The 19,557-nt window shown below is 66.4% G+C and carries 27 protein-coding genes and 1 tRNA gene; 13 read left to right on the plus strand and 15 right to left on the minus strand.

What is annotated here, in order from left to right; all coding sequences use genetic code 11:
• Window positions 1-677: 677 nt before the first annotated feature.
• Window positions 678-944 (minus strand): Rmf/CrpP family protein, encoded by a 267-nt coding sequence (locus MKL01_RS02985; protein ID WP_409566190.1) that lies wholly within the window; start codon window positions 942-944, stop codon window positions 678-680.
• A 528-nt stretch (window positions 945-1,472) separates the two neighbouring features.
• Here MKL01_RS02985 and MKL01_RS02990 point away from each other — a divergent pair.
• Window positions 1,473-1,637 (plus strand): Flp family type IVb pilin, encoded by a 165-nt coding sequence (locus MKL01_RS02990; RefSeq protein WP_243903750.1) that lies wholly within the window; start codon window positions 1,473-1,475, stop codon window positions 1,635-1,637.
• Between the two features lie 172 nt (window positions 1,638-1,809).
• Here MKL01_RS02990 and MKL01_RS02995 read toward each other — a convergent pair whose 3' ends face one another.
• Window positions 1,810-4,281, minus strand: coding sequence for a hypothetical protein (locus MKL01_RS02995; protein ID WP_243903751.1), 2,472 nt, complete (start codon window positions 4,279-4,281; stop codon window positions 1,810-1,812).
• Between the two features lie 120 nt (window positions 4,282-4,401).
• Entirely contained in the window at window positions 4,402-4,992 is a 591-nt protein-coding gene (locus MKL01_RS03000) for a hypothetical protein (RefSeq protein WP_243903752.1), read from the minus strand.
• Between the two features lie 201 nt (window positions 4,993-5,193).
• On the opposite strand from MKL01_RS03000, the gene MKL01_RS35610 reads away from it, so the two are divergent.
• Window positions 5,194-5,316 carry a hypothetical protein gene (locus MKL01_RS35610; protein ID WP_279604373.1) on the plus strand — a complete coding sequence of 41 codons (123 nt, stop codon included), beginning with the start codon at window positions 5,194-5,196 and terminating at the stop codon, window positions 5,314-5,316.
• Window positions 5,317-5,326: 10 nt separating this feature from the next.
• Here MKL01_RS35610 and MKL01_RS03005 read toward each other — a convergent pair whose 3' ends face one another.
• The 4 genes from MKL01_RS03005 to MKL01_RS03020 form a co-directional block, all read right to left on the minus strand.
• Window positions 5,327-5,518, minus strand: a complete 192-nt coding sequence (locus tag MKL01_RS03005) for a hypothetical protein (protein WP_243903753.1) — start codon at window positions 5,516-5,518, stop codon at window positions 5,327-5,329.
• A 229-nt stretch (window positions 5,519-5,747) separates the two neighbouring features.
• A complete protein-coding gene (locus tag MKL01_RS03010) occupies window positions 5,748-6,017 on the minus strand; it encodes a hypothetical protein (RefSeq protein ID WP_243903754.1) in 270 nt (89 codons plus the stop codon).
• Window positions 6,004-6,669, minus strand: a complete 666-nt coding sequence (locus MKL01_RS03015; protein WP_243903755.1) for a hypothetical protein — start codon at window positions 6,667-6,669, stop codon at window positions 6,004-6,006. The genes MKL01_RS03010 and MKL01_RS03015 overlap by 14 nt, the downstream gene beginning before the upstream one ends.
• A gap of 11 nt (window positions 6,670-6,680) precedes the next feature.
• Window positions 6,681-6,872, minus strand: coding sequence for a hypothetical protein (locus tag MKL01_RS03020; RefSeq protein ID WP_243903756.1), 192 nt, complete (start codon window positions 6,870-6,872; stop codon window positions 6,681-6,683).
• 232 nt (window positions 6,873-7,104) lie between these two features.
• Here MKL01_RS03020 and MKL01_RS03025 point away from each other — a divergent pair, with 232 nt between their 5' ends.
• The 4 genes from MKL01_RS03025 (at window position 7,105) to MKL01_RS03035 (ending at window position 8,590) form a co-directional block, all read left to right on the plus strand.
• Window positions 7,105-7,410: a hypothetical protein gene (locus tag MKL01_RS03025; RefSeq protein ID WP_243903757.1), complete on the plus strand. Its 306-nt coding sequence runs from the start codon at window positions 7,105-7,107 to the stop codon at window positions 7,408-7,410.
• 104 nt (window positions 7,411-7,514) lie between these two features.
• Window positions 7,515-7,757: a hypothetical protein gene (locus MKL01_RS03030; RefSeq protein WP_243903758.1), complete on the plus strand. Its 243-nt coding sequence runs from the start codon at window positions 7,515-7,517 to the stop codon at window positions 7,755-7,757.
• Between the two features lie 104 nt (window positions 7,758-7,861).
• Window positions 7,862-7,990 carry a hypothetical protein gene (locus MKL01_RS35615; protein ID WP_279604374.1) on the plus strand — a complete coding sequence of 43 codons (129 nt, stop codon included), beginning with the start codon at window positions 7,862-7,864 and terminating at the stop codon, window positions 7,988-7,990.
• Between the two features lie 192 nt (window positions 7,991-8,182).
• Entirely contained in the window at window positions 8,183-8,590 is a 408-nt protein-coding gene (locus MKL01_RS03035) for a hypothetical protein (protein WP_243903759.1), read from the plus strand.
• 402 nt (window positions 8,591-8,992) lie between these two features.
• Here the strand turns inward: MKL01_RS03035 and MKL01_RS03040 are convergent, their stop codons facing one another.
• From MKL01_RS03040 to MKL01_RS03065, 6 genes are all read right to left on the minus strand, one after another.
• Window positions 8,993-9,670 carry a DUF3102 domain-containing protein gene (locus MKL01_RS03040; RefSeq protein ID WP_243903760.1) on the minus strand — a complete coding sequence of 226 codons (678 nt, stop codon included), beginning with the start codon at window positions 9,668-9,670 and terminating at the stop codon, window positions 8,993-8,995.
• A 160-nt stretch (window positions 9,671-9,830) separates the two neighbouring features.
• Window positions 9,831-11,333, minus strand: coding sequence for a YfjI family protein (locus MKL01_RS03045; RefSeq protein WP_243903761.1), 1,503 nt, complete (start codon window positions 11,331-11,333; stop codon window positions 9,831-9,833).
• Window positions 11,330-11,623, minus strand: a complete 294-nt coding sequence (locus tag MKL01_RS03050; protein ID WP_243903762.1) for a hypothetical protein — start codon at window positions 11,621-11,623, stop codon at window positions 11,330-11,332. The genes MKL01_RS03045 and MKL01_RS03050 overlap by 4 nt, the downstream gene beginning before the upstream one ends.
• A 207-nt stretch (window positions 11,624-11,830) precedes the next feature.
• A complete protein-coding gene (locus MKL01_RS03055; RefSeq protein WP_243903763.1) occupies window positions 11,831-12,046 on the minus strand; it encodes a helix-turn-helix transcriptional regulator in 216 nt (71 codons plus the stop codon).
• An 85-nt stretch (window positions 12,047-12,131) separates the two neighbouring features.
• Window positions 12,132-12,719 carry a hypothetical protein gene (locus MKL01_RS03060; RefSeq protein WP_243903764.1) on the minus strand — a complete coding sequence of 196 codons (588 nt, stop codon included), beginning with the start codon at window positions 12,717-12,719 and terminating at the stop codon, window positions 12,132-12,134.
• Window positions 12,716-13,960, minus strand: coding sequence for a tyrosine-type recombinase/integrase (locus MKL01_RS03065; protein ID WP_243903765.1), 1,245 nt, complete (start codon window positions 13,958-13,960; stop codon window positions 12,716-12,718). The genes MKL01_RS03060 and MKL01_RS03065 overlap by 4 nt, the downstream gene beginning before the upstream one ends.
• A 412-nt stretch (window positions 13,961-14,372) precedes the next feature.
• On the opposite strand from MKL01_RS03065, the gene hpt reads away from it, so the two are divergent.
• From hpt to MKL01_RS03100, 7 genes are all read left to right on the plus strand, one after another.
• Window positions 14,373-14,939, plus strand: a complete 567-nt coding sequence (gene hpt, locus MKL01_RS03070; protein ID WP_243903766.1) for a hypoxanthine phosphoribosyltransferase — start codon at window positions 14,373-14,375, stop codon at window positions 14,937-14,939.
• Window positions 14,940-15,105: 166 nt separating this feature from the next.
• A complete protein-coding gene (locus MKL01_RS03075) occupies window positions 15,106-15,471 on the plus strand; it encodes a response regulator (RefSeq protein ID WP_007567202.1) in 366 nt (121 codons plus the stop codon).
• A gap of 125 nt (window positions 15,472-15,596) precedes the next feature.
• Window positions 15,597-15,947 carry a hypothetical protein gene (locus MKL01_RS03080; RefSeq protein WP_243903767.1) on the plus strand — a complete coding sequence of 117 codons (351 nt, stop codon included), beginning with the start codon at window positions 15,597-15,599 and terminating at the stop codon, window positions 15,945-15,947.
• Between the two features lie 116 nt (window positions 15,948-16,063).
• The gene (locus MKL01_RS03085) at window positions 16,064-16,441 is read left to right on the plus strand and encodes a hypothetical protein (protein WP_243903768.1); all 378 of its coding nucleotides are present in this window, start codon (window positions 16,064-16,066) and stop codon (window positions 16,439-16,441) included.
• A gap of 68 nt (window positions 16,442-16,509) precedes the next feature.
• A tRNA-Thr gene (locus MKL01_RS03090) sits at window positions 16,510-16,584 on the plus strand.
• Between the two features lie 451 nt (window positions 16,585-17,035).
• Window positions 17,036-17,281, plus strand: coding sequence for a NepR family anti-sigma factor (locus MKL01_RS03095; RefSeq protein ID WP_243903769.1), 246 nt, complete (start codon window positions 17,036-17,038; stop codon window positions 17,279-17,281).
• 2 nt (window positions 17,282-17,283) lie between these two features.
• Window positions 17,284-17,880 (plus strand): sigma-70 family RNA polymerase sigma factor, encoded by a 597-nt coding sequence (locus MKL01_RS03100; RefSeq protein WP_243903770.1) that lies wholly within the window; start codon window positions 17,284-17,286, stop codon window positions 17,878-17,880.
• Between the two features lie 21 nt (window positions 17,881-17,901).
• On the opposite strand, the gene MKL01_RS03105 is transcribed toward MKL01_RS03100, so the two are convergent.
• Both MKL01_RS03105 and MKL01_RS03110 read right to left on the minus strand, forming a co-directional pair.
• Entirely contained in the window at window positions 17,902-18,435 is a 534-nt protein-coding gene (locus MKL01_RS03105) for an isochorismatase family protein (RefSeq protein WP_243903771.1), read from the minus strand.
• A gap of 5 nt (window positions 18,436-18,440) precedes the next feature.
• Window positions 18,441-19,457 (minus strand): asparaginase, encoded by a 1,017-nt coding sequence (locus MKL01_RS03110; RefSeq protein ID WP_243903772.1) that lies wholly within the window; start codon window positions 19,455-19,457, stop codon window positions 18,441-18,443.
• Window positions 19,458-19,557: the final 100 nt, after the last annotated feature.

Consider the following 19,557-nt stretch of genomic DNA (forward strand, 5'->3'; position numbering starts at 1 on the left):
GGAACGGACTCTCGATCGCCGAGTTGCTCGGCAGGTTGGAGAGAGGGCGACATGCTGACAGGCAGCCTGCTGTGGCTCATCGGAGTGCCGATCCCCATCGTCATCCTGCTGTGGCTGTTTTTTCTACGTGGGCGGTAGCGCATGCCATCTAGAATGAGCATCCTGCTTGCTGCATCCGCCATGGCTCTCATGGGCACTGGCGGAACTGGCATGGCACGCGGCGGCGGCGCTACACCTCCTGGCGGGCAGCTGGCGGCAACCGCGCCTGGTGGGACAGAAGGTCTTGCGGGGCCCCGGAACGTCGCTGACGCCATTCGCAGCGGCCACGCCTACGGTTGGCACCACGACGCAAGTCGGAACTGGGTCCGCGATCCTCGCGACCGGTCTCGGGCGCTTGGGTATTAAGAGAAACGGCTATCTCCGGCTTAGCTCCACTGCCTCGAACAGGTTGTTGGAGGCATACATATCGCAAAGAGAAGCCCGCGCAGCGAACTGAGCGGGCTGAGTTTATCTCTCGTGAATACGGTATACGTCCGATCGGCTGGCTGGTTCCGCAGTCGTCGCTATCCCCGTCCGCCTTCGCCATCTGGCGCCCGTGGTTCTGCACGATGTCGCGGAAGAGGTTGCCGCTCACAGCCACCCAGCTATCCTGCCGGGATGCGCGCTGCCCTCGCTGTTCAGGCATCTGCTAGGGGCAAGTCGGGACCATCCTCGGTTGGCGTACCGTCGTAGCCTTCTAACCAAGCCTGACGCTCAGCCGACTCCACCGGATAAGGGCAACTGTCCTTCGGTCGACCGATCACCCGGGCGTGCGCGCCCTCGGCAATCGCTCCCACAGTGCTAGGTTTGCGCGTGTCCATAGATCCGACAACGCGGTGGGACTCAAAAAGGCGACGCGCCCCCCAAACTGAAGCGCGTCGCAAGTGGGCTCGTGGTCTCATCATCGAGCCGGTTGAATTGCCCGCAAAGTGCGGACCAATGGCTACTTCCCGCTTGGCGCCGCACCGCTGCCTGTCACGCCATTGCCGCCCGTGCTGCCGGCGGGAGCGCCCCGCGTAGCCGTGCTGGGACCGTTGCTGGTGCTGGGGCCACCCATCCGCATCATGCGAGAATGCTTCATGCGGCGCTTCTTCATGCGCACGTTCACGATTGCGTCCGTCGGTCCCGCGATAGCGGATGCTGGGCCTGCGGGGACCGCCGCGGCAGGCAGCGAGAGAGTGGCAAGGGCCGCTGCGGCGAGAGCAGTGAAAGCTAGGATGCGCATGAAAATCCTCCGTGCCTCGACGCAGGAGGTGCGCCTGGCCATCAGCAATCACCGCGGCGCAGCTTTGGTTCAACTATCCTCCGTCGGCCTCCGCCGGCTGCAGTATGTGGTTCGGTACCAAGTCGCGGCCAAACCAGACCTTCACGGTCCGTAAACGCGCCGACGCTATCACGGAAGTGTGAGCCTTGATCGGCGCAGGATCCGTGACATGCCTCAGCTGCTGAAGCGGTTCGTCCGTGATGAGACAGGTGCCACCGCTATCGAGTACGGCATGATCGCCGCTCTGATCGCCGTCGCCATCATCGTCTCGCTCAGGCTGGTAGGCTCGAGGCTCGGATCGAAGTTCAGCGCGATCTCGGGCAATCTAAATTGAGGCAGCTTCGGCAAGAAGAAGCCCGCGCCGACGGACCGGGCGGGCTGAGTGGCCATTGGGGTATCAAGAGGTCTCGAATAGCTCAGCCGTCGATTGAGTCGCGTCATCCGTTCGAAGGATCCCAGCGCCTCAATCTGCCTTCCGCATCTGCGCTCCGTTCTGGGTGACGGCGTCAGGCCCCGTCCGCCGATGCCATCGGCCGCCCACGCCGCAATACGATGTCCTTAAACAGGTTGCCGGAGGCGGAGGTCCGGACGTTCGTGTCCGGCCCTGGCCGCTGCACGACGACGCTAACCGACCCGTTGTTCTCGATGTGCGGGCCGCCGACGACACCAGCACGGGCGGCCGAGGCATCAAGGCGACCTTCGCCCTTCTGCATCGCCTCGAAGGTCTTGCGAGCCTTCTCCCGGGCCGCCCAAGCCTCACCGTCAGCTTGACCGCCGCGCAGGCGGTTGGCCTCCTCCATCGTCAGCCCAGGCGCATCCTTCATCGAGTTCGGCTTCAGCACCCGCGGCGCACCGTTCGGGAGGAAATCGCCTTCACTCGCGCTCGGCAGGCGTGCCGTCGCTCCTGAGCCGCTGGGCACGTAGCCAGAGTCGCCCCAGCGCGGATCGGCGTTCCTGTCCCCGTGGTAGCCCATCCAGTTGCGGAGCCAGCCACGGCCGTTCTTCGCCAAGCCCTGGGCGATCCAGCGCACCTGCGAGGCGATCGTCTTCGGGTCGCGAACGTCGAGGCCGGTCTCCTTCTCGAACTGGACACCGAGGCCGCGCCGTCGATTGAGCTGGAACGGCCCCCAGGACGACTCAAGGGCATCGTCCTTCTTGTCGTAGGCGGCGGCCGGATTGTCCCGGTTGTGCCGGTGGCCGGACTCCCCGGCTCGAATGCCCTCCATGATGCGTGGATCGATGCCGGCCGCACGGGCCTCGCGCTCAATCAGGGACGACAGGTTGCCCGCATCACTGCCGAGAGGCGTTCCGCTGCCGCCGATACCGGGCAGGCGCTGAGAACCACCGCCGCCGAGCCCAGGGATCCGCCCGTCCGGTCCGGTCGGCACTGTCGGACCACCGTCGTATCCGGGGACCTTCCGCATCAAATACTGCCTGAACTGCTCCCGCATCGTGCCGCGCATCGCTTCGGAGTATGGCGCGGTGCCGCCCGGCCCACCGAAGATCCTGGCGCCGCCGAGCGAAGCAGCCTGGATCCGAGCACCCCCGAACAGCTCATCCGCGTCCAGGCTCGATTTCTGAGCCGTGGCGTCCTGCTTGGTCTTCAGTTGCTCGCTCAATCCGTCGATTGATTTGCGCAGCCGTTCGGTCGAAGCGTCAAAGTCCTTCTGCCGCTGCTCCGGCGTGCGGGCTTTGAGCCGGCTCAATTCGGCCTCGGCGTCGGCCAGCTTCTTTTCGGCGACCTCCGGCGTGTCGAGCAGGCCCATGCGCTGCTGTGTCCGACCGATCAGGTGCTGAGACGCCTCCCGCGACACGTCTCGCAGCTTCCGCAATCGGTCGACGTTCTCCTGGGCGTTGATCTCGTCATCGCCGGCCATAGGGGCAAGCCTGCGGGCGAGCGGGCCACTGCCGCCATCCAGGTGCCGCAGCCCCTCGACCACCTTGCCCTCGTTGAAGCTTTTGATCGCCGCAGCGATCTCCTTCACGCCCTCGGCCAGTGGCTTCACCAGCATCGTCGTGCTGGTGAGCATCTGCTCAGCACTCTGACCGGCGGACTTCCAGTCGATCTTGTTCAGCTCGTCGCCGATGTCGTGCATGCTCTGGCGCAGGCCGTCGATCATCTCCTTCCGCTTTCCGGAGGCGATGTCGTCCATCCAGGTCGCAAACCGCTCAGCCGGTACCATCAGCTCGGACGCGATCGTTGTGCCGATGCGGCCCATGGACGAGCGCAGGTCAGCCAGCGCCCGCTCATACCGCTCCGCGCTCTCGACGGTTTTCGGGTCCAGCGGTCCTAGCTTCTCGGCGGTCTTGGCGTTCAGGTCCCGGATCGCCCCGAGGTGCTTATCGCCGAGGCGGCCCAGATCCATGTTACCGAACAGCTTCTCGGCGAAGCGACCGCGATCCACGGCGTTCGGGATCTGCTCCAGAAATTCCTCAGTCATCTTGAGGGCTTCGTCGTTGTTCGTCGTGCCCTTCAGCTTGATGGCGAACTGGGCGACCACTTGGTTCTGCGATTGCAGGAAGCCCATCGTCTCGCCGACGCCACGGCGAATGTCGCGCATGTTCTGCGAGAAGCTTTTTGCGGCGACTGAAGATGCGTCGCTTGACACGCCGAACTTGCCAGCCACCGACTGGAAGATGCGAAGCTGGTCCGCGGCCATGCCGGTTTCGCGACCGAGCTGCCCGAGGCTCGACAGGTTGCCGGAGAGATTGTTCAGCGCAGCGGCGATGCCCGCGACAGCAACGCCCGCACCGAGACCCGTGACCCCAAGTGCGGCGAACGCCGGGTTCAGTACGGTTTTAGCGGTGTTGGCAGTCGCCTGGGCTGCGGCCTCAGCTTTGTTCAACCCTTTCGCCAGAGCCTCGCCGTGCTTGGCGCCCTCACGGCTGGTGTCGAGAAGCTGTGCCCTCAAGGCTTTCAGGGGACCGGAGAACCGATCCACCACCTCAGCCTGCATGCGGAGCGCTTCATCAGCCATGGGCGGTCACCTTCTGCCACCGAGTGCCATTCCACCGGAGCTTGATCCCGAACAGCTCGCGGATCTCGCCGATGCGCGGCGGGTCGTTTGAGGGGATGGGCTGAGGGGGCGGCTGGTCGGTCATGCCGGCACCGCCAGTTCACGGGTTCCCCGGGCCTCGACCTGGGCGAGGAACGCCTCGCAAGCCTCCTCATCGAAGGCGGCTCCAACACGCCTGGCCAGGACGGGCCAGTCAGGACCGGGGAAGTCCGCCGTGCCGCACAGCTCGCCGACGGTGAAGCCTTTGGCAAACCCCTCGAACCCACGAGCCTCAAGGGCTTGTGCCGCCGCGTCGTCAAGGGCGCCCGCGACCATCACGCTGAGGGCGTAGGCAAGTTCTACCGTGGCCCCAGCCTCAACGGCACTTCGCGCCACGATGGCTTCCGCCCGCCCGATGATGCTGCGCGCAAGTGCCACCTCGGGCTCGTAGCCGTCGACCAGAAAGGCGTTCCGCATGAGGCGCGGCCGATCGGCAGCCAGCTTGCGCGCCCTGACCACGCCCTTGTCCTCGTAGGTCTGGCTCAACTGAGTCCGCTGGATCCAGTTAAGAGCATCCTCGCGGTTCAGTTTGCCGTCGGAACGTACTGGCAGGCCAGCCTTCACGTATTGGCTGACGCGGGCCTTAGAAATCTTCAGCTCGGCAGCAAGTGCAGCCTTAGTTGTGATCGCCATGAGTCGGACGCCAATTGTGAAGGGTTAAGTCGTTTTCAGCGCCTGCACCTAGACAGGTCATTTGCTCGGGCGGACCCTCGGCTTCCCCCCTCCCTAGAAGGGACCCAGGGACTTGCGTGACCGGGCACCCTCCCTGGACGATGGTCAGTGGCACTCCCTGTGCTGTGCTCGGTTGATCCTGCTGCAGCCAGGGATGGGACCATGCTCAAGGTGCTTCGCTTTCTCCGAGGCTGGTTCCTGCTCTCGATCCCGGTGGGTCTGTTCGTCGGCAGGTATATGAAGGCGGGCAAGGGACCGCCGGTGCTGGATGACGAGCGCCGGTAGCGGTGAGGTCTCACCGGACACCGGCTGATCGCCACGCCAGCCAGCGGGCGTCAGCCTCAGCGGCAGTCTCGTGCAGGAGGTCGGGCCTGATTGGAGCGCGCTCGGTGGTGCCGATGCCGTGAGCGTCACCCGGATCGCGGGGCGTGGTCTCGATGACCGGCACGTCGGGCTGCGCGGCGGTGTCGGGCTTGGTGGCTGCCATGAAGGCTCTCCGGACTGTCGGGTGAGGAGACCGCAGCGGGGTGACCCCTCCGCCGCGATCTCCCGGGATCCCTGCTTGGTCAGGGAGTGCAGTCGTGCCGGCCTTTGGATCCCCGGTTCCATGGCCATGGTCGTTCGGGGACAGGCTGGCTGCCGTTGTTGAGAGGACTGCGGCTCTCTCAATGGCGCGAGCAGGAGGCCCGTGAGGGCTTGGACCCGCGCAATCCGGATTAGGCGACGCGCTTCCAGCGGGAGCCGTCGGCCGCATACCGCTCAGCACCGACCGTGAAGGATGAGCCTGGCGTGTGCAGATCGCGCCGGGTCTGCTCGACTGCGGTTGATCGGGTCTGAGTACCGATGGCCTCGTCCTGGCGGTTCTGCGCTGACCAAGCGGCCACACGCTCGGCCTGGGTGGGCTTGCGCTCAGCGGCGGCCAGCTCGGGCTTGCGGAGGGCACGGCGGGCCCAGGCGCGGCCTTCCTCAATCTCAGTGCGGTTCATGGACGATCCTCCCATGGATCGGGGCGATCTCGCCCCAGATGTAGCCGGCGTCGGTGCCGAGGGCGGGCAGCCGGACGCGGCTGGCAATCGTGCTGTGCGGCTGGTCGGACCGGCCTTCAAAGCTGTAGCGGGGCTCACCGGGCGGGACCGGATCGGCACCGTCAGGCAAGGCATAGTTGGCGGCGTCGATCAGCGCGGCCCGCTCGCGGATCTTGGACAGCAGCGGCACGAGGCGCTGGGCCTCGGTGACGTACTCGGTCGCCAGCTTCTCGACCTCGTCGCTGGCCTTCATGGCCTTGCGATGCAGATCCTTGCGGCGCTTCTGCTCGGCTTCGTGTACGGCCTGGGCCGCAGCCTCGGCAGACACCGCGGCGGCGTGCTGGGCTGTGGCTTGATCCTGCCGAACCTTGGCCAGCGCGATGCGGGTGTCGAGGGCAAGCAGATCTTCCACCGAGCCGTTCACCAGAACGTCGGAACGGGAGTCTTCCAAGGTCTCGCGCTCGGCCTGAGCGGCATCACGCTCGGCGAGGATTTGAGCGGCGGTTCTCGGTGAGGCTGGCAGCACGGTCTTCAAGTCAGAACGACTGCGGCCGAGGCTGACGTAGGACGCGACGTGCCGGTCTTGGCGGATGTTTGCGATCGGGAGGTTCATGCCGGCGGGCCTCAAGCTGCACGAGCGAGTGCGGGAGCGGCCGGCGGGGTGCGGGGGCCGTCGTCCGGGCCGAGCCGAACACCATGACGGGCGAGATGCGCGCGCAGGCTCTGGCGCGTGAACTCGGACATGGTCTGGCCGCGCTGGCGGGCGGTGGTCTCCACGGCTCGGGCGAGGTCGGTCTCGACCTTCAGCCGGAGCAAAGCATCTCGACGAAGAGGGTTAATCATGGTGTGGCTACGCCTCGCTCACTGCGTAGCCAGAACTCTGGTTCGCCTATGCCAACTGAGCAAGGGTTCGCCGCGGCAGCACAAGCCGGCCGAAAGCGAATGCTGTTGTCCTTAGTTGTCCACTGTTGCCCTATGTTATATCCCGTCCAGCCAATTCATGCTAATATGCCGCACTACCGGTGCTGGTTTTTGCGTTGGAATGGCCATGATTGAGCAAGCCCCACGGGTCGCGAGAGAGTTTCACGTTGGTCCGTTCGGAGACCGTTATGCACTGACGCGAGATCTCAAAACTGGGCAGCCCTACGTGCTACACCGCGCCCGCGATGACGAGCCGGAGGTCGAGCTGGACCTCGGGGCCTTCCTCGTCCTGTTCCAAGGTCAGGAACGGGATAACCTGCTGCGGCTGATCGCGTCGCTGCTGCCTGATGATGAGGTAACGATGCGCGATGCCACCAATGTCGTTCGACCGCCGCGGTTCATGTCGCGGTGGATGTCGGCTCGGCCCGCCTGAAATCCGTTGGCCGATTGAACGATACCTCTCCACAATTTGGGGGACGATAGCGGCGGTCCTCAGCGATAGAACGCGCATGCGTATCCCGGCAGAGGCCCTTTCTAATGAGGCTCGATCTCGACCTTCCTGGCAGCTGGATCATCGATCCCGAAGACGTGGCACTGCGCATCGGTGTGAGTCCGGCTGCCCTGAAGCGCTCCGTCGTTGAGGGAAACGCCAGGCTGCTGATTGTTCCCGGAAGCTGGGTGGGTGCGGGTAGCTCACGCGTCACCGTTCACCTGTACGACGGCGGATGGCAGGGCACGTTCGATCGGAGCGGGCAGCTTGTGGCTGATCACGTCTGGTAATCGACGCCCTCAATGCGGATCCCGTGGCCATTCGACACGCGCGGATTGAAACCGGACCTTTCGGAGCGGACGTCGCTTTCACGATACGAGAGCGAGAAATTCAGATGCCCATTCATCATGACAACCACGCTCCGAGCGGCTGGAAAACCTTGATCGTCGCCGCAACGGGCGCGTTCGGCTTCTTCATGATCGTGTGGATGCTCTACCTGGCCAACTCAGCTTCTGGGCAATAGCGCTTAGTTTCATCCCGTCACCACCACGCTGCTAGGCGCCATCAGATCGAGTCGCGCCTGCCAGCGCCCGCTCCGCGCCGACGCGGAATGCCTCGATCTCGGCGGGCGCAGCTGGCAGCTCGACCCTCTGCTCGGCGGGCATCATGACAACACCGTGGAACTTTGCGCCGTCGAGCGCGTGCTACGTAAGTCATGATGCGGCGATATCCGCTGCTCTATCTGGTAGATCTGATGAATAGCATCAAAAGACTGTTTTCTCAGTTCGGCGAATTTATGTCGGCTAGACCTGGTCAGATGGAAAACCGTCAATTGCTTGTTTCTGAAGATGGTAGAGGTTACGGCGCAAAGCCGGCCAAAACGCCCAAGGACTTCACCGGCGACTATCGCACGGCGACCGATATGCTGAGGGAGCGGATCAACAAGCGCTTCCCGGATAACTTCCATGCTCGGGTCGGATCGAACGCGAACAGCATGCGGGATTTCGGCGACGAGCGTGCCGGTGCGATCGATGCCTCGTCAGCCGCAATAGCTGCGGCTCTGCGCAACGGTGCGACGGCCAAGCAGGCAGCCGATGCGGGCGCGGCCAGCGTCGGCATTTGAGTGGATAGACGTGTGTCAGCGATCAGCCTTCGCGTACTCGGCCTGTTCAGCGGGCGCCATTGCGGCGCCAGGGAACTTTGTGCCCGCTCGCGGGTGCTAGGTATGAGAAGAAACCTCGCCCGCAGCCCTTTTTTCGGAATTTCCCATGAATAACATCAAAGGTTTGTTTTCGAAAGTTGCCTCCTTTGTATCGGCGAGGACGACCCCGCAGAGAGGTCAGAATACGTTGACGACCAGAGAAGGCAGGGTGATTGGCGGAGACGCCAGCGGCGACTCTAATAATTCTGCAAAAATGACTTTTTGATCGCAGCCGCGATCACTCAAGCACGATCAACGGCAGTTAAGCAGACCGCGGATGCCGGCGCGCTCTGCGTCGGCATCGCAATAGCGGCTTGCGGGCGGCTAGGGCCGAGCCTCTGCTGCCCGGCGCTTCCGATCCTCCTGCGCGTCCCCGAGTGCGATGGCGATGTCGCTGGCCGGCACGTGCTTGAGCCTCGGAATGAGTTCGAGAAGCATCGCGCGCGGGATCGCTGCGACGATCAGCTCAGCGGCGCGTCTACCAGCTTCCTTCCGATCCGCATCGGTCAGATGAGCGTAGTGCTTCGTCCAGACGCTCCGGATGATGTCGTTCCGCTGCGGCTTAGTGATGTAGCCAATGCGGAATAGCTCGCGGGCCGCTCCTTCCTGCCAATCAGGGTTGTCCTTCGCCTCATCCCAGACCTGCTTCAATACGCTGAAGTCATGCTCGGCCTGAGGCGATAGGGGCTTCCTAGCCGCCGCGGCGCGCTTCGGTCCGGTGGCCTCGCCCGCCGCCTCCCGCATGCTCAAACCCGCAACGCGTTGCGCTTTTGCCAAGTCGCCTTCGACGTGCCGGGCGATCCGCATGTAGAGCTGCGCCGTCCTGGGCGAGACCGTCGTGTTCAGCCGGAGCCAGGCGTCCCAACCTCCGTGCGGTGTCGTCTCCTTGGCCTGGGCGAGCAGCCGACCGCACTCGACGGCGTAGCGGGCGCCCTCGCGCTTGGCAGCCTCGACACCGGCATGGGCGGCGTTGATGGCGCTGGCGATATTGGACTGGGTCATCTCCATCCCTCCGTTGCTCACGAAACCGGGTTCAAAAATGCGGTTTTGCAGATGCCCCGTGCGAAACTTGCGAAATCTGCGAAAGTCCGTGGGCTCAGAGCGTGAACTTTCGCAGAATTCGCAATCTTCGCAGGGGGCATGCGGATTTTTGAAAAGTCGCTCATCCCCGCGAACCCCTGCCGGAAATCCTGATCAGGCGCGGCCGCTCGCTTACTTCCTCGACGAGGTTGTGCTCGATCAGGGTGCGGACCGCGGCATCGGCTTCCTTCTTCGTGCGGGTCGGTGCCGGGCCGAGCCGCAGCACGTCGCTGAACTTCACCGCCACCTCGTTGCGGTTGCCGAGCCAGTCGAGCAGGGCTTGCGCCCGGAGTAGCGCGGGATCAGTTCGGCACGCCTGCTGAAGCCGCAGCGCCTCGTCGGTGTACCAGGTTGTCAAGCGCACCGCGGAGGCCATGATCTCGGCCGAGATCTCCAGGGCGTGCTCGTCCGCCACGATGGCCAGCACTCCGGCGATCCGGGCAGCATGCTCGGCGGCCTTGGCGGCGAAGTCGCGGATCGGACGGAAGTCACCGCCGGCACCGCAGCGCTCCTCGATCCAGTTGTAGAAGTCCCGCCACCGATCCTCGGCTGCGCTGCTCATCGCAAGCTCGCGCGGCGTCAGACCCTGCACGCGATCCGCCTCTGGCGCCTTCTCCAGCAGGTTCAGCATGCAGGCGTGGTAGCGCCGGATCTGATCGGCATCGTCCGTGGTCACCGCCCGGAACAGGCGCGTGCCGGCGATGCTGTCGGGAGCCGCCACGAGGATGCGCGACAGCAGGCCCTGGTCCCGCAAGACCGGATCCGACAGAAAGGCCGCCGCCGCGTCGGGCTGCACCATCAGATGCATGGCCAGCCGGCGCCCCTTCAGGATCGACACCCCGTCGAGAGCCCGCACCCGCGTGACGGGCTTGCCATCCCACAGGATGGAGAAGCCGGCGGCCGTGCGCAGGCGGTTCTCGGCCGCCATGCCATGCCCACCGGTGAACTGGCCGCCCTCTGCCGTGAACACCCCGAGTGCGGGCGGCATGCTGGGCCAGCCTTTCACCAGCCCTTCGAAGGTCGGCTCAGCGGAGGTGAGCACGGGCCGCACTGGTGCCTGCGGTTCGGGCCCGAGGTCCGTCAGCAAGACTTTGCGGGCCTCAAACACCAGCTTCCGATCGCCCTCGATCTTCTTCTTCTCCGCTGTCCATGCGGCATGCGTGACCGTCCAGTCCTGATAGTCGCGGCCGTGCATCTCCTGCAGCGCATCCTCACGCCGGGAAACCGACCACAAGGCCTCGTTGTCGGTGGTAGTCTTGCGGTCCCCGGAGAAGGCGCTGCTGACGAGATAGAGGCTGAGCGGACGGCGCTGCCCATAGGGCATGCGCACATCGGCATGGGCCTGTGCGGCGAGCGAGGCAGCGGCGAGCACCGACTGGGCGGCGATGGCGGACGGCGCCTGGACCTTGCGGGCGATGGCGCGGGCGGCCTGACCCAGGATCGGACCGAGGGCGTCGAGCGGGTACGGTTCGGCGGGCGGTAGCGGCGGGAACAGGGGCAGCGGCTCTGGACGCGCCGGGCCAAGATTGTCCTGTTCGATAGGACGTGACCGTTCCAGCTCGACGGCAAATTCCTGCGCTCTCATACGCACGCCTCCGAATTCGAATGAGGATGGGAGACGGGCGCTGGCTTCCGCCGTTGGTGTTCGCGCTCGGTTTGATCGGCAAGGTCGCCGAGCAGGTTGAGAGCGGCCCTGAATTCGGCCGCGCAGCACTTGAGCGTGTAGCGAAGCCCGGCATCGTCGCGCAGGGCAGCGTAGTCGCCGGCCATGTTGGCGCGCATGCTGACGAGCGCCATCAGCTCGGCGATATGGGCCCGGAGCTTGTCCGGGTCGCCGTAGGCGTAATCGTCGGGATTGAGGGGGGAGGCGCTCATGCGCCCCTCCGCCAGTTTTCAGGCAGCTCGAAGGCGTGGGCTGCGTAGACCGCGGCGACGGCGGGGCTGCATTTCAGGCGCGCGGTGATCCGGCGCGCTTGAAGGTCGACGTGGTGTGGGTTATCTCTGAGATCGTCAGCCCCCAAGCAGACATTTCCCAGAGCCCTCGGCGTACCAGCGCCGGGGGTTCTGACGTTGTAAGTCAAGTTATGCGGCCTCCTTCCGTGAAGCCTGCCGGACCTCGAAGGCCTGCAGATCAGAAAGCCGCCAGTAGCGGCGTCCATTGATGCGGATCGGCTGCGGGAAGCCGAGGCAGTCGTCCTTCAGCCACCGGAAAATCGTCATGTCGCTGACCTGATAGCGGGCCAGGACTTGGGCCGCCGGCAGCATGTCTTCGGGAGATCGTTGGGTACGTGCGTTCATTGCGCCGCTCCTTTGAGGAACACGCTGTCTATTGATGCCAGTTGTTGGACGGTGTCAGCCGGGAATGGCCGGAAATGGTCGGAAACTAGTCGACCGGCTGCCCTGTTTTAAATGCCAAGTAGAGGGGTCCCAGATGCTCCTTCAGCTGAGTATCACCTGGACAGTCGTCCCCGAACCAATCCTCAATGTAGCGAACTAAGTCAGCTTGCTTTTTTGGAACGCCTTCGTGGTGCATCCAGCGCGCCGCTTCGATGAGGCACTTCTCCCAGTCGAAGTCACCGCCGCGCCCGCCACGGCCTTTCCGCTTTGCGCTTCGGCTATCTGCAATCGCCACTTCTCTGTGCTCAGACATGGGCCAAACTTCGGCGACCTCACCACGCGATAGATAAACAAAACAGTTCCCGAAGGACGCGAAGGGATGTCCTGGTTTGAAGCCTGGATGAACTCGCCCTGAGATGGGCGGCATGATCCTTATCTCATTCCAAGTCGATTTATCTAAATCCATCCACTTATCTGTCTTGCCGGATGGATCGATAATCCGGAGCATCGATTGGACCCTGCCATCGCGCAGGGCCGAATTGATCTCAAAGGCAGCTATAGATGCAGATCCTGTTCTCGCTTCAACTAGTTTGAACGCATCTGACAGCAGACATGCATCTTGAATGGATGTCATGGTCTGCGTTCTCCAGAGAGCGAAGCAACATATGCCGCCCAAGCCTCCAGCGCTGCGCGCTTCTCCGGCCCGTAGCTATGCCGATTATAGACAGCTGCTACACCGCTGATGGTGCCGTTACGGTGGTTCAGCACGGCCTCAACGACATGCGGTTCGATACCGAGTCGCGCCATGCCGGTGGCTGCTGTGCGACGCAGATCGTGGAACCGCCAAGGCTCTATCTGAACGGTATCAGCATCGGAGCCGTCGGTTTCAGCGTCGGCGCGCGCCAGCGCGAGCATAGTAGCGTCGACTCGGCTCTTGGCCTTACCGAAGCCGGAAATACCGGTTTTGCCCGTCGTGCTGATGAGATACCCGGCCTGTCCTGCCACTCGCGGCATCGAACCCAGAATAGCTTGGACTGCGGCGCTCAACGGCACATCGTGAGCTTTGTCGTTCTTCGCCCGCTGGCTCGGGACCGTCCACAGCGCGCCGCCTTCGCGCAGCTCGACCCGCCGCATCTTCGCGACCTCGTCTCGGCGCTGAGCCGTCAGCAATAGGATCTGCACGAACGGACCGAACGGCCAGCCGATCGACGCGCAGGCCCGCCCGAGCAGGCGCAGTTCGTCGTCGCTCAGGACCCTGTCGCGGCTCGTCTCAACAGCCGGCGCTTTGATCCGCACGCACGGGTTCGCATCAATGACGCCCCGATCGGCGGCCCAGTTGAACAGCTTGGACAGCGCCGCCAGCGTCCGGTTGGCCGCCACTGGCGTTCCGGCATCCACGATCCCGTCGAGGAGGCCGATCACGTCGCGACGGCCGATGTCCTGGATCTTCCGGCCGTCCCAGACCGGCAGCACCTTGGTTCGCAGAATGCGGATGGTCTCCTCGGCCGTGCGTGGCCGGTTCCGAGGTTTCACATGCCGCTCGATGAAACTGTCGATCACCGAGCCGATCAGGTCGCGCGTCGGCAAGGGTGCGGCAACCTTGCGTTCCGCAACCGGGTCCTGCCCTAGTGACACGGACTGGAGTGCCGCCCTCCCCTCGGTTCGAGCTTTGGCCAGATCGAGAGCCGGGTAAGCGCCGAGAGTGAGTTTCCGGGTCCGGCCATCATGCCGGTATCGGACCGCCCAGCTTTTTGCGCCGGACGGCTGGATGATGAAGTACAGGCCCGGCAGCGTCGCGTCCGGGATCTCCAACCGGCGCGCAGCGTCCGGTTTCAGGCGTTCGATGGCTTGCACGGTCAGGACTCGCGCTGCCACTCTGGTGATCCTCCAGGGTAACCAGGGGTAACAGAAACCGGGCGTTATGCCCTGTTACCCAGTGTTACTAACGAAGCATCACAATGGCAGTTTTTGCTAGGTCTGGCAAAGCCGTTGACCGATCCCGAACCACCTGAATGTTAGGGCTTGTTTTGCTCCCTAACCAGATTGTGGATCTGGGGGTCCCCCGTTCGAGCCGGGGCGGTGGTACCATCCCTTCAGCACGACATGCGCACAAGCGGTGCCCGGGCTCGGCGGCGTGCCCGGCGCGGGCCCGGCCCGGGGCGTGGGACGATCCGTCGTCGATCCTCGGCCGCGCGAATGCGATGTTTCCCCCGGGCGCCGCGGACGCTATGACCGTCGCCGGCCGCGGCGGATTTCGTCCCGCGGCCGGGCTCCCGGGACACGTGAGATGAGCATCCCTGAACGGCGCGTCCGAACCCTGTTCGACGAGGCGACGATCGCCAAGCGCAACGACGAACTCGCCCAGGAGATCCTGGCCGCGCGGCCGGAGAACCTCCTCGTCGTGGCGGTGCTCAAGGGCAGCTTCATGTTCGCCGCCGACCTGCTCCGGGCGCTCCACCGGGTCGGGCTCGCGCCGCAGGTCGAGTTCGTGCACCTGTCGAGCTACCGCACCGGGACGGTCTCCTCCGGGCAGGTGGAGATCCTACGCGACGTCCAGAGCGAGGTGCGCGGGCGGGATGTCCTGCTGGTGGACGACATCCTGGAGTCCGGCCGGACCGTCGTCTTCGCCAAGGACCTGCTGGCGGCGCGGGGCGCCCGGCGGGTGCTCACCGCCGTGCTCCTGGAGAAGCCGGGCAAGCGCGCCGTGACGATCGACGCGGACTTCGTCGGATTCCTCTGCCCCGACGTGTTCGTCGTCGGCTACGGGATGGACGCGGCCCACGCGTTCCGCCAACTGCCCTTCGTGGGCGTCGTCGACTACGGCAGCGGCGACCCGGACCTGTTCGATCCGTGACAAGCCTCCGGCGGCGCGGCATATTCGCCCCACGTCCCGCCGCGGCGGATGTTTTCAGAATGTGACATCTTGACAGGCGCCGGATCCGTCGGTGTCAGTCGTTCACCATGAGCCCGAAGCCGTGACGGCGGGACGCTCGCAGGATCGAGGACGTTTACGGGACCCCATGGCGCGCATCCTGCTGGTGGATGACGAAGAGACTGTCCGGGGCTTCCTCAAGCGGGGGCTCGAGATCGACGGACACGCGGTCGTCACCGCCAACGACGGCAGCGACGGCCTCGACCGCCTCAACGAGGCGGATGGCGGCTTCGACCTCATGCTCACCGACATCCGCATGCCGCTCATGGACGGCATCGCGCTGGCGCTCGCCGCCAAGCGCGATTTCCCGGACCTGACGATCCTGCTGATGACCGGCTTCGCCGACCAGCGCGAACGGGCCCGCGGGCTCGACGCCATCGTCACCGACGTGCTGACCAAGCCGTTCTCCCTGGCGGATCTGCGCGCCACGGTGAGGCGGGCGCTCGCCGCCTGAAGCCGGCGCCCTGCCCCCGGCCGACACGATCCACGTTCAGGCCCGTTTAATCATCCCCCTTAGGCCAAGCTTCACGAAGGCGTGGCACGGTTCGTCCGATCAGATCAGACTGAACGCAGTCCGCCATGCATCGCCGCCGCCGAGACTTCGATCGCCAAGGGATCGTCGCGCCCTACGATCCTTCGGACCGGACCCACTGGGAGCCGGAGGACACGTGGCACGGGGATGAGGACGAAGACGATGCGCGCCGTCCGCGCAGAGGCGTCCTCGGGCGGGTGGCCTCGCTCGTGAAGCTGACCGCCCTGGGGCTTCCGGTGGCGCTGTTCCTCTACGGCAGCTTCGCGGATTGCGGCGGGCGCCCGGCGACGGGCTGGCTCGGGCTCGTCGGCGCCGGCGCCTGCGCCCGGCACGAGATGCTCGGCACCGTCCTGTCGATGCAGGACAGCTTCGCCCTGCTGAAACGGCTCACGGATTGAGCCCCGCTCCCCGCACCCGGAGACCGGTTCGGCGCGGGGGCCGCGTCGAAACCCAGTTTTAAAAGACCCCCGCAGCCCGATCGATCCGCCGCCGCACCGATCCCTCCGAGTCCGCCATGTCCAGCCAACCGCGCTCCTCGCCTTCGTCCGGCCCGGATTCCGACGCCATCGAGGAAGCCCAGTTCCGGGCGCGGATGGCGCGGCTCGGCCCGGACACGGGACGGGGCCGCGGACGCCGGGGTGCCCGGCCCGGACAGGGCCGGGGCTTCCGGCTCGGCTGGACGGGATGGCTCGTCGTCAACGGGCTGGTCGTGGTCCTGGCGGTGGTGGCGGTGCTCGCGGTGCCGCCGACCCTGGCCTGCCGGCATCAGGATCGAACCATCGGGTTCTACGCCGGCGATTCGGTCGACCGCTGCATCTGGCGGGGCATGGCCGACCGCCTCGATACCGCCGACCAGCGCCTGAAGCGCCTGATCCGCGGCTCCGGCCGCTGAGAGATCTCGGCTCCGCGCGGCCCGCGGGTTGAGCGGCGGCACGGCGGCTGGTAGCAAGCCTGTCGCGGGCCGGTGTAGCACAGCGGTAGTGCAGCGGTTTTGTAAACCGAAGGTCGGGAGTTCGATCCTCTCCACCGGCACCAGCCCTTCCCGGCATGTCTAATGACACGCCACCGCCGGTTCGCCGGGCGGGGGCGAGCCCGTTACCGGCCTGCGCGGCGCGCCCGCGGTGATACGCGTTCACCCCTGCTTCGGAGGCCGGTCGCGCCCCCCTCGGGCTCGACGCCGAGGCCCGGACCCCGGTCGGCGCTCACCCGTCGTTCATCCGGCGGGATGCATCGTCGCTACGGCCAAGCTCATCCGAAGTATTTCTGAATTGTAACCGATACGAAAACTTGGTTTTTTACAGTCAAGCTCGCGTCTCGCGAGATTAAAATTGGCTGAATGCGTAATTCAGAACCGATTAAATCCTCCAGGCATACCAGCGGTGCCGGAAGGCGATGAGACGCGTCTTCGCGGCGGCCGGTCCCAGGATCGGCGCGGTGAAGTGCGGGGCCCCGCGGGGCCGCATCGCGCACGGTACGAGGCGCGACCATGACGGGGACCAAGGCGGAGCGGGCGACCGAAATCCCCACCGGGGCGGCGGATGTGACCGGGCCGGCTGCCGGCCGCCCGCCCCGGCCCGCGGGGCCGCCGGACGGGACGATCGGCGAGGCGGCGCGGGCCCGGATCGGGCGCGGCCTGCGCCTGCACTACGCCGAAGTCCTGGCCCTGCCGATCCCGGATCGCCTCCGGACGCTGCTCGATGACCTCGCCGCCTGCTCCGACACGGAGGCCTAGCCATGACCCTGTTGCTGCACGCCGCTCCCGCGGGGAGTGGATCCGGACCGGCCCCTGTGGGGGCCGATGCCGAGATGCGCGACCTCCTGCTCGGGGCGATCCCGGCCCTGCGGGCCTTCGCGTTCTCGCTGACCTACGATCTCGACCGCTCGGACGACCTCGTGCAGGACACGCTGGTGCGCGCCTGGATCAACGCCGCCAGCTTCCGCCGGGGGAGCAACCTCACGGCGTGGCTGTTCACGATCCTGCGCAACCTGTTCTACTCGGAGCAGCGCAAGCGCAAGCGCGAGGTGGAGGATGCCGACGGGGTGCATGCCGGCCGGCTGACCGCCCTGCCGGAGCAGGAGGTCCGGATGGAGATGGCGCAGTTCCAGAGCGCCCTGAACCGCCTGCCGCCTGCCCAGCGCGAAGCGCTGGTCCTGGTCGGCGCCCAGAGCTTCACCTACGAGGAGGCCGCGGCGATCTGCGGCGTCGCCGTGGGCACGATCAAGAGCCGGGTCAGCCGGGCGCGGATGCGCCTGATCGAGGTCCTGGGCATGGACGGCACCGACGATATCGGGCCGGATGCGCAGACCCGGGCGGCGCTGAGCCGGGACTGACCGCGCCCGGAGGCGGCCGGCTCACTTGATCAGCCTGACCACCTCCCGGAACCGCCTGTGCCGGGCAGTGCCCAGCCACTCGAACACCACCATCTCGGTGGTGACGATCTCGGCGCCGTGGGCCGCCATCCGGGCCAGCGCCGCGTCGCGGTTCTCGGTCCGGCGCGAGCCCACCGCGTCGCGGACCACGTAGGCCCGGCGGCCGGCCTCCAGGAGCCCCAGCACCGTCTGCAGCACGCAGATATGCGCCTCGCAGCCTGTCACCACGCAGTCACGGCCTTCGCGCAGCCGGTCGAGGAAGCCCGGTGCCTGCGCGGCCCCGAAGCTCATCTTCGGGAAGGCCGCCCCGGGCTCCGGGGCGAGGTCCGGCACGGTCGGGCCGAGGCCCCCGGCATTCTGCTCGGTGAACAGGACCGGCACGTCGAGCAGCCGCGCAGCCTCGGTGAGGCGGCCGGTCTGGGCGATCACGTCCGCGCCCCCGGCGATCGCCGGCATCAGCCGGACCTGGACGTCGACGACGAGGAGGAGCGAGCGGGTCGGGTCGATCAGCGGCATCGGCGTCAATAGGTGGCGAACAGGCGCGCCACCGCCTCCGGCTCCGTCGTGACGGTGAGCGCCAGGGCGAGCAGGATCCGGGCCTTCTGGGGCGTCAGGTTGTCGGCGCTCAGGATGCCGCGGCTGCGCAGGCGGGTGGTCAGGGGGACCACGCCGCTCCCGGCCCGGGTCGACATCACCACCACCACCCCGGCGGCGGCCGCCGCCTCCAGGGCGTCGGCCTCGCCGGGCGGGGTCATGCCCGGGGCCAGTCCGGCCGAGACGAGGCCGCGCGCCCCCGCGGCCCGGAACGCCCGCACCGCGGTGCCGTCGGCATCGGCGTAGCCGTAGGCGATGTCGACCCGCGGCAGCGCGGCCAGGGCCCGGATGTCGAAGGGCGTGCCCGGCGCGGTCGCGCGCTCCGAGCGGCGGTAGTAGCGGACGCTGTCGCCGTCGACCTGGCCGAGCACGCCGAAATCCGGCGTCCGGAAGGTCTGGAGCCGGGCCACCGAGGTCTTGGTCACCTCGCGGGCCGCCTGGATCTCGTCGTTGAGCACCACGAGGACGCCGCGCCCGCGGGATTCGGGGGCCGCCGCGGTGCGCACGGCCGCCACGAGGTTGAGCTTGGCATCGGTGGAGAGCGCGCTCATGGGCCGCTGCGAGCCGACCAGCACCACGGGGACGTCCACCGTCAGGGTCAGGCTGAGGGCGTAGGCGGTCTCCTCCAGGGTCGCGGTCCCGTGCCCGATGACGATCCCGGCGAGATCCGCATGCGCGGCGTGGAGGCGCTCGCAGAGGAGCACGAGGTCGCGCCACTCGGCGAAGCCGATCGCCGGGCTCGGAACCGCCCGGAACGGGACCGGTATCACGGCGGCGACCGCCGCCAGTTCGGGGACCGCCTCCAGGATGCCGCCGGCCTCGAGGCGCCGGTCGGTGGCGGTGTAGTCGAGGATGTCGAGGGGATCGCGCCCGAGCGACGAGATCGTCCCGCCCGTTCCGATGAACGCCACCTTGGGCAACCCGGCCTGCTGTCCTGCCGCCATCCCCGCCTCCATGCCGAGCCTCCCGCCGGTTCCGGCTCCGCGAACGCAGCCGGCACCGTGATGCCGTGCCGTGCGGCCCGGGTCGACCCCGGTCGGCGCA

The organism is Methylobacterium sp. J-070 (assembly GCF_022829385.1).
Classification (GTDB): domain Bacteria; phylum Pseudomonadota; class Alphaproteobacteria; order Rhizobiales; family Beijerinckiaceae; genus Methylobacterium.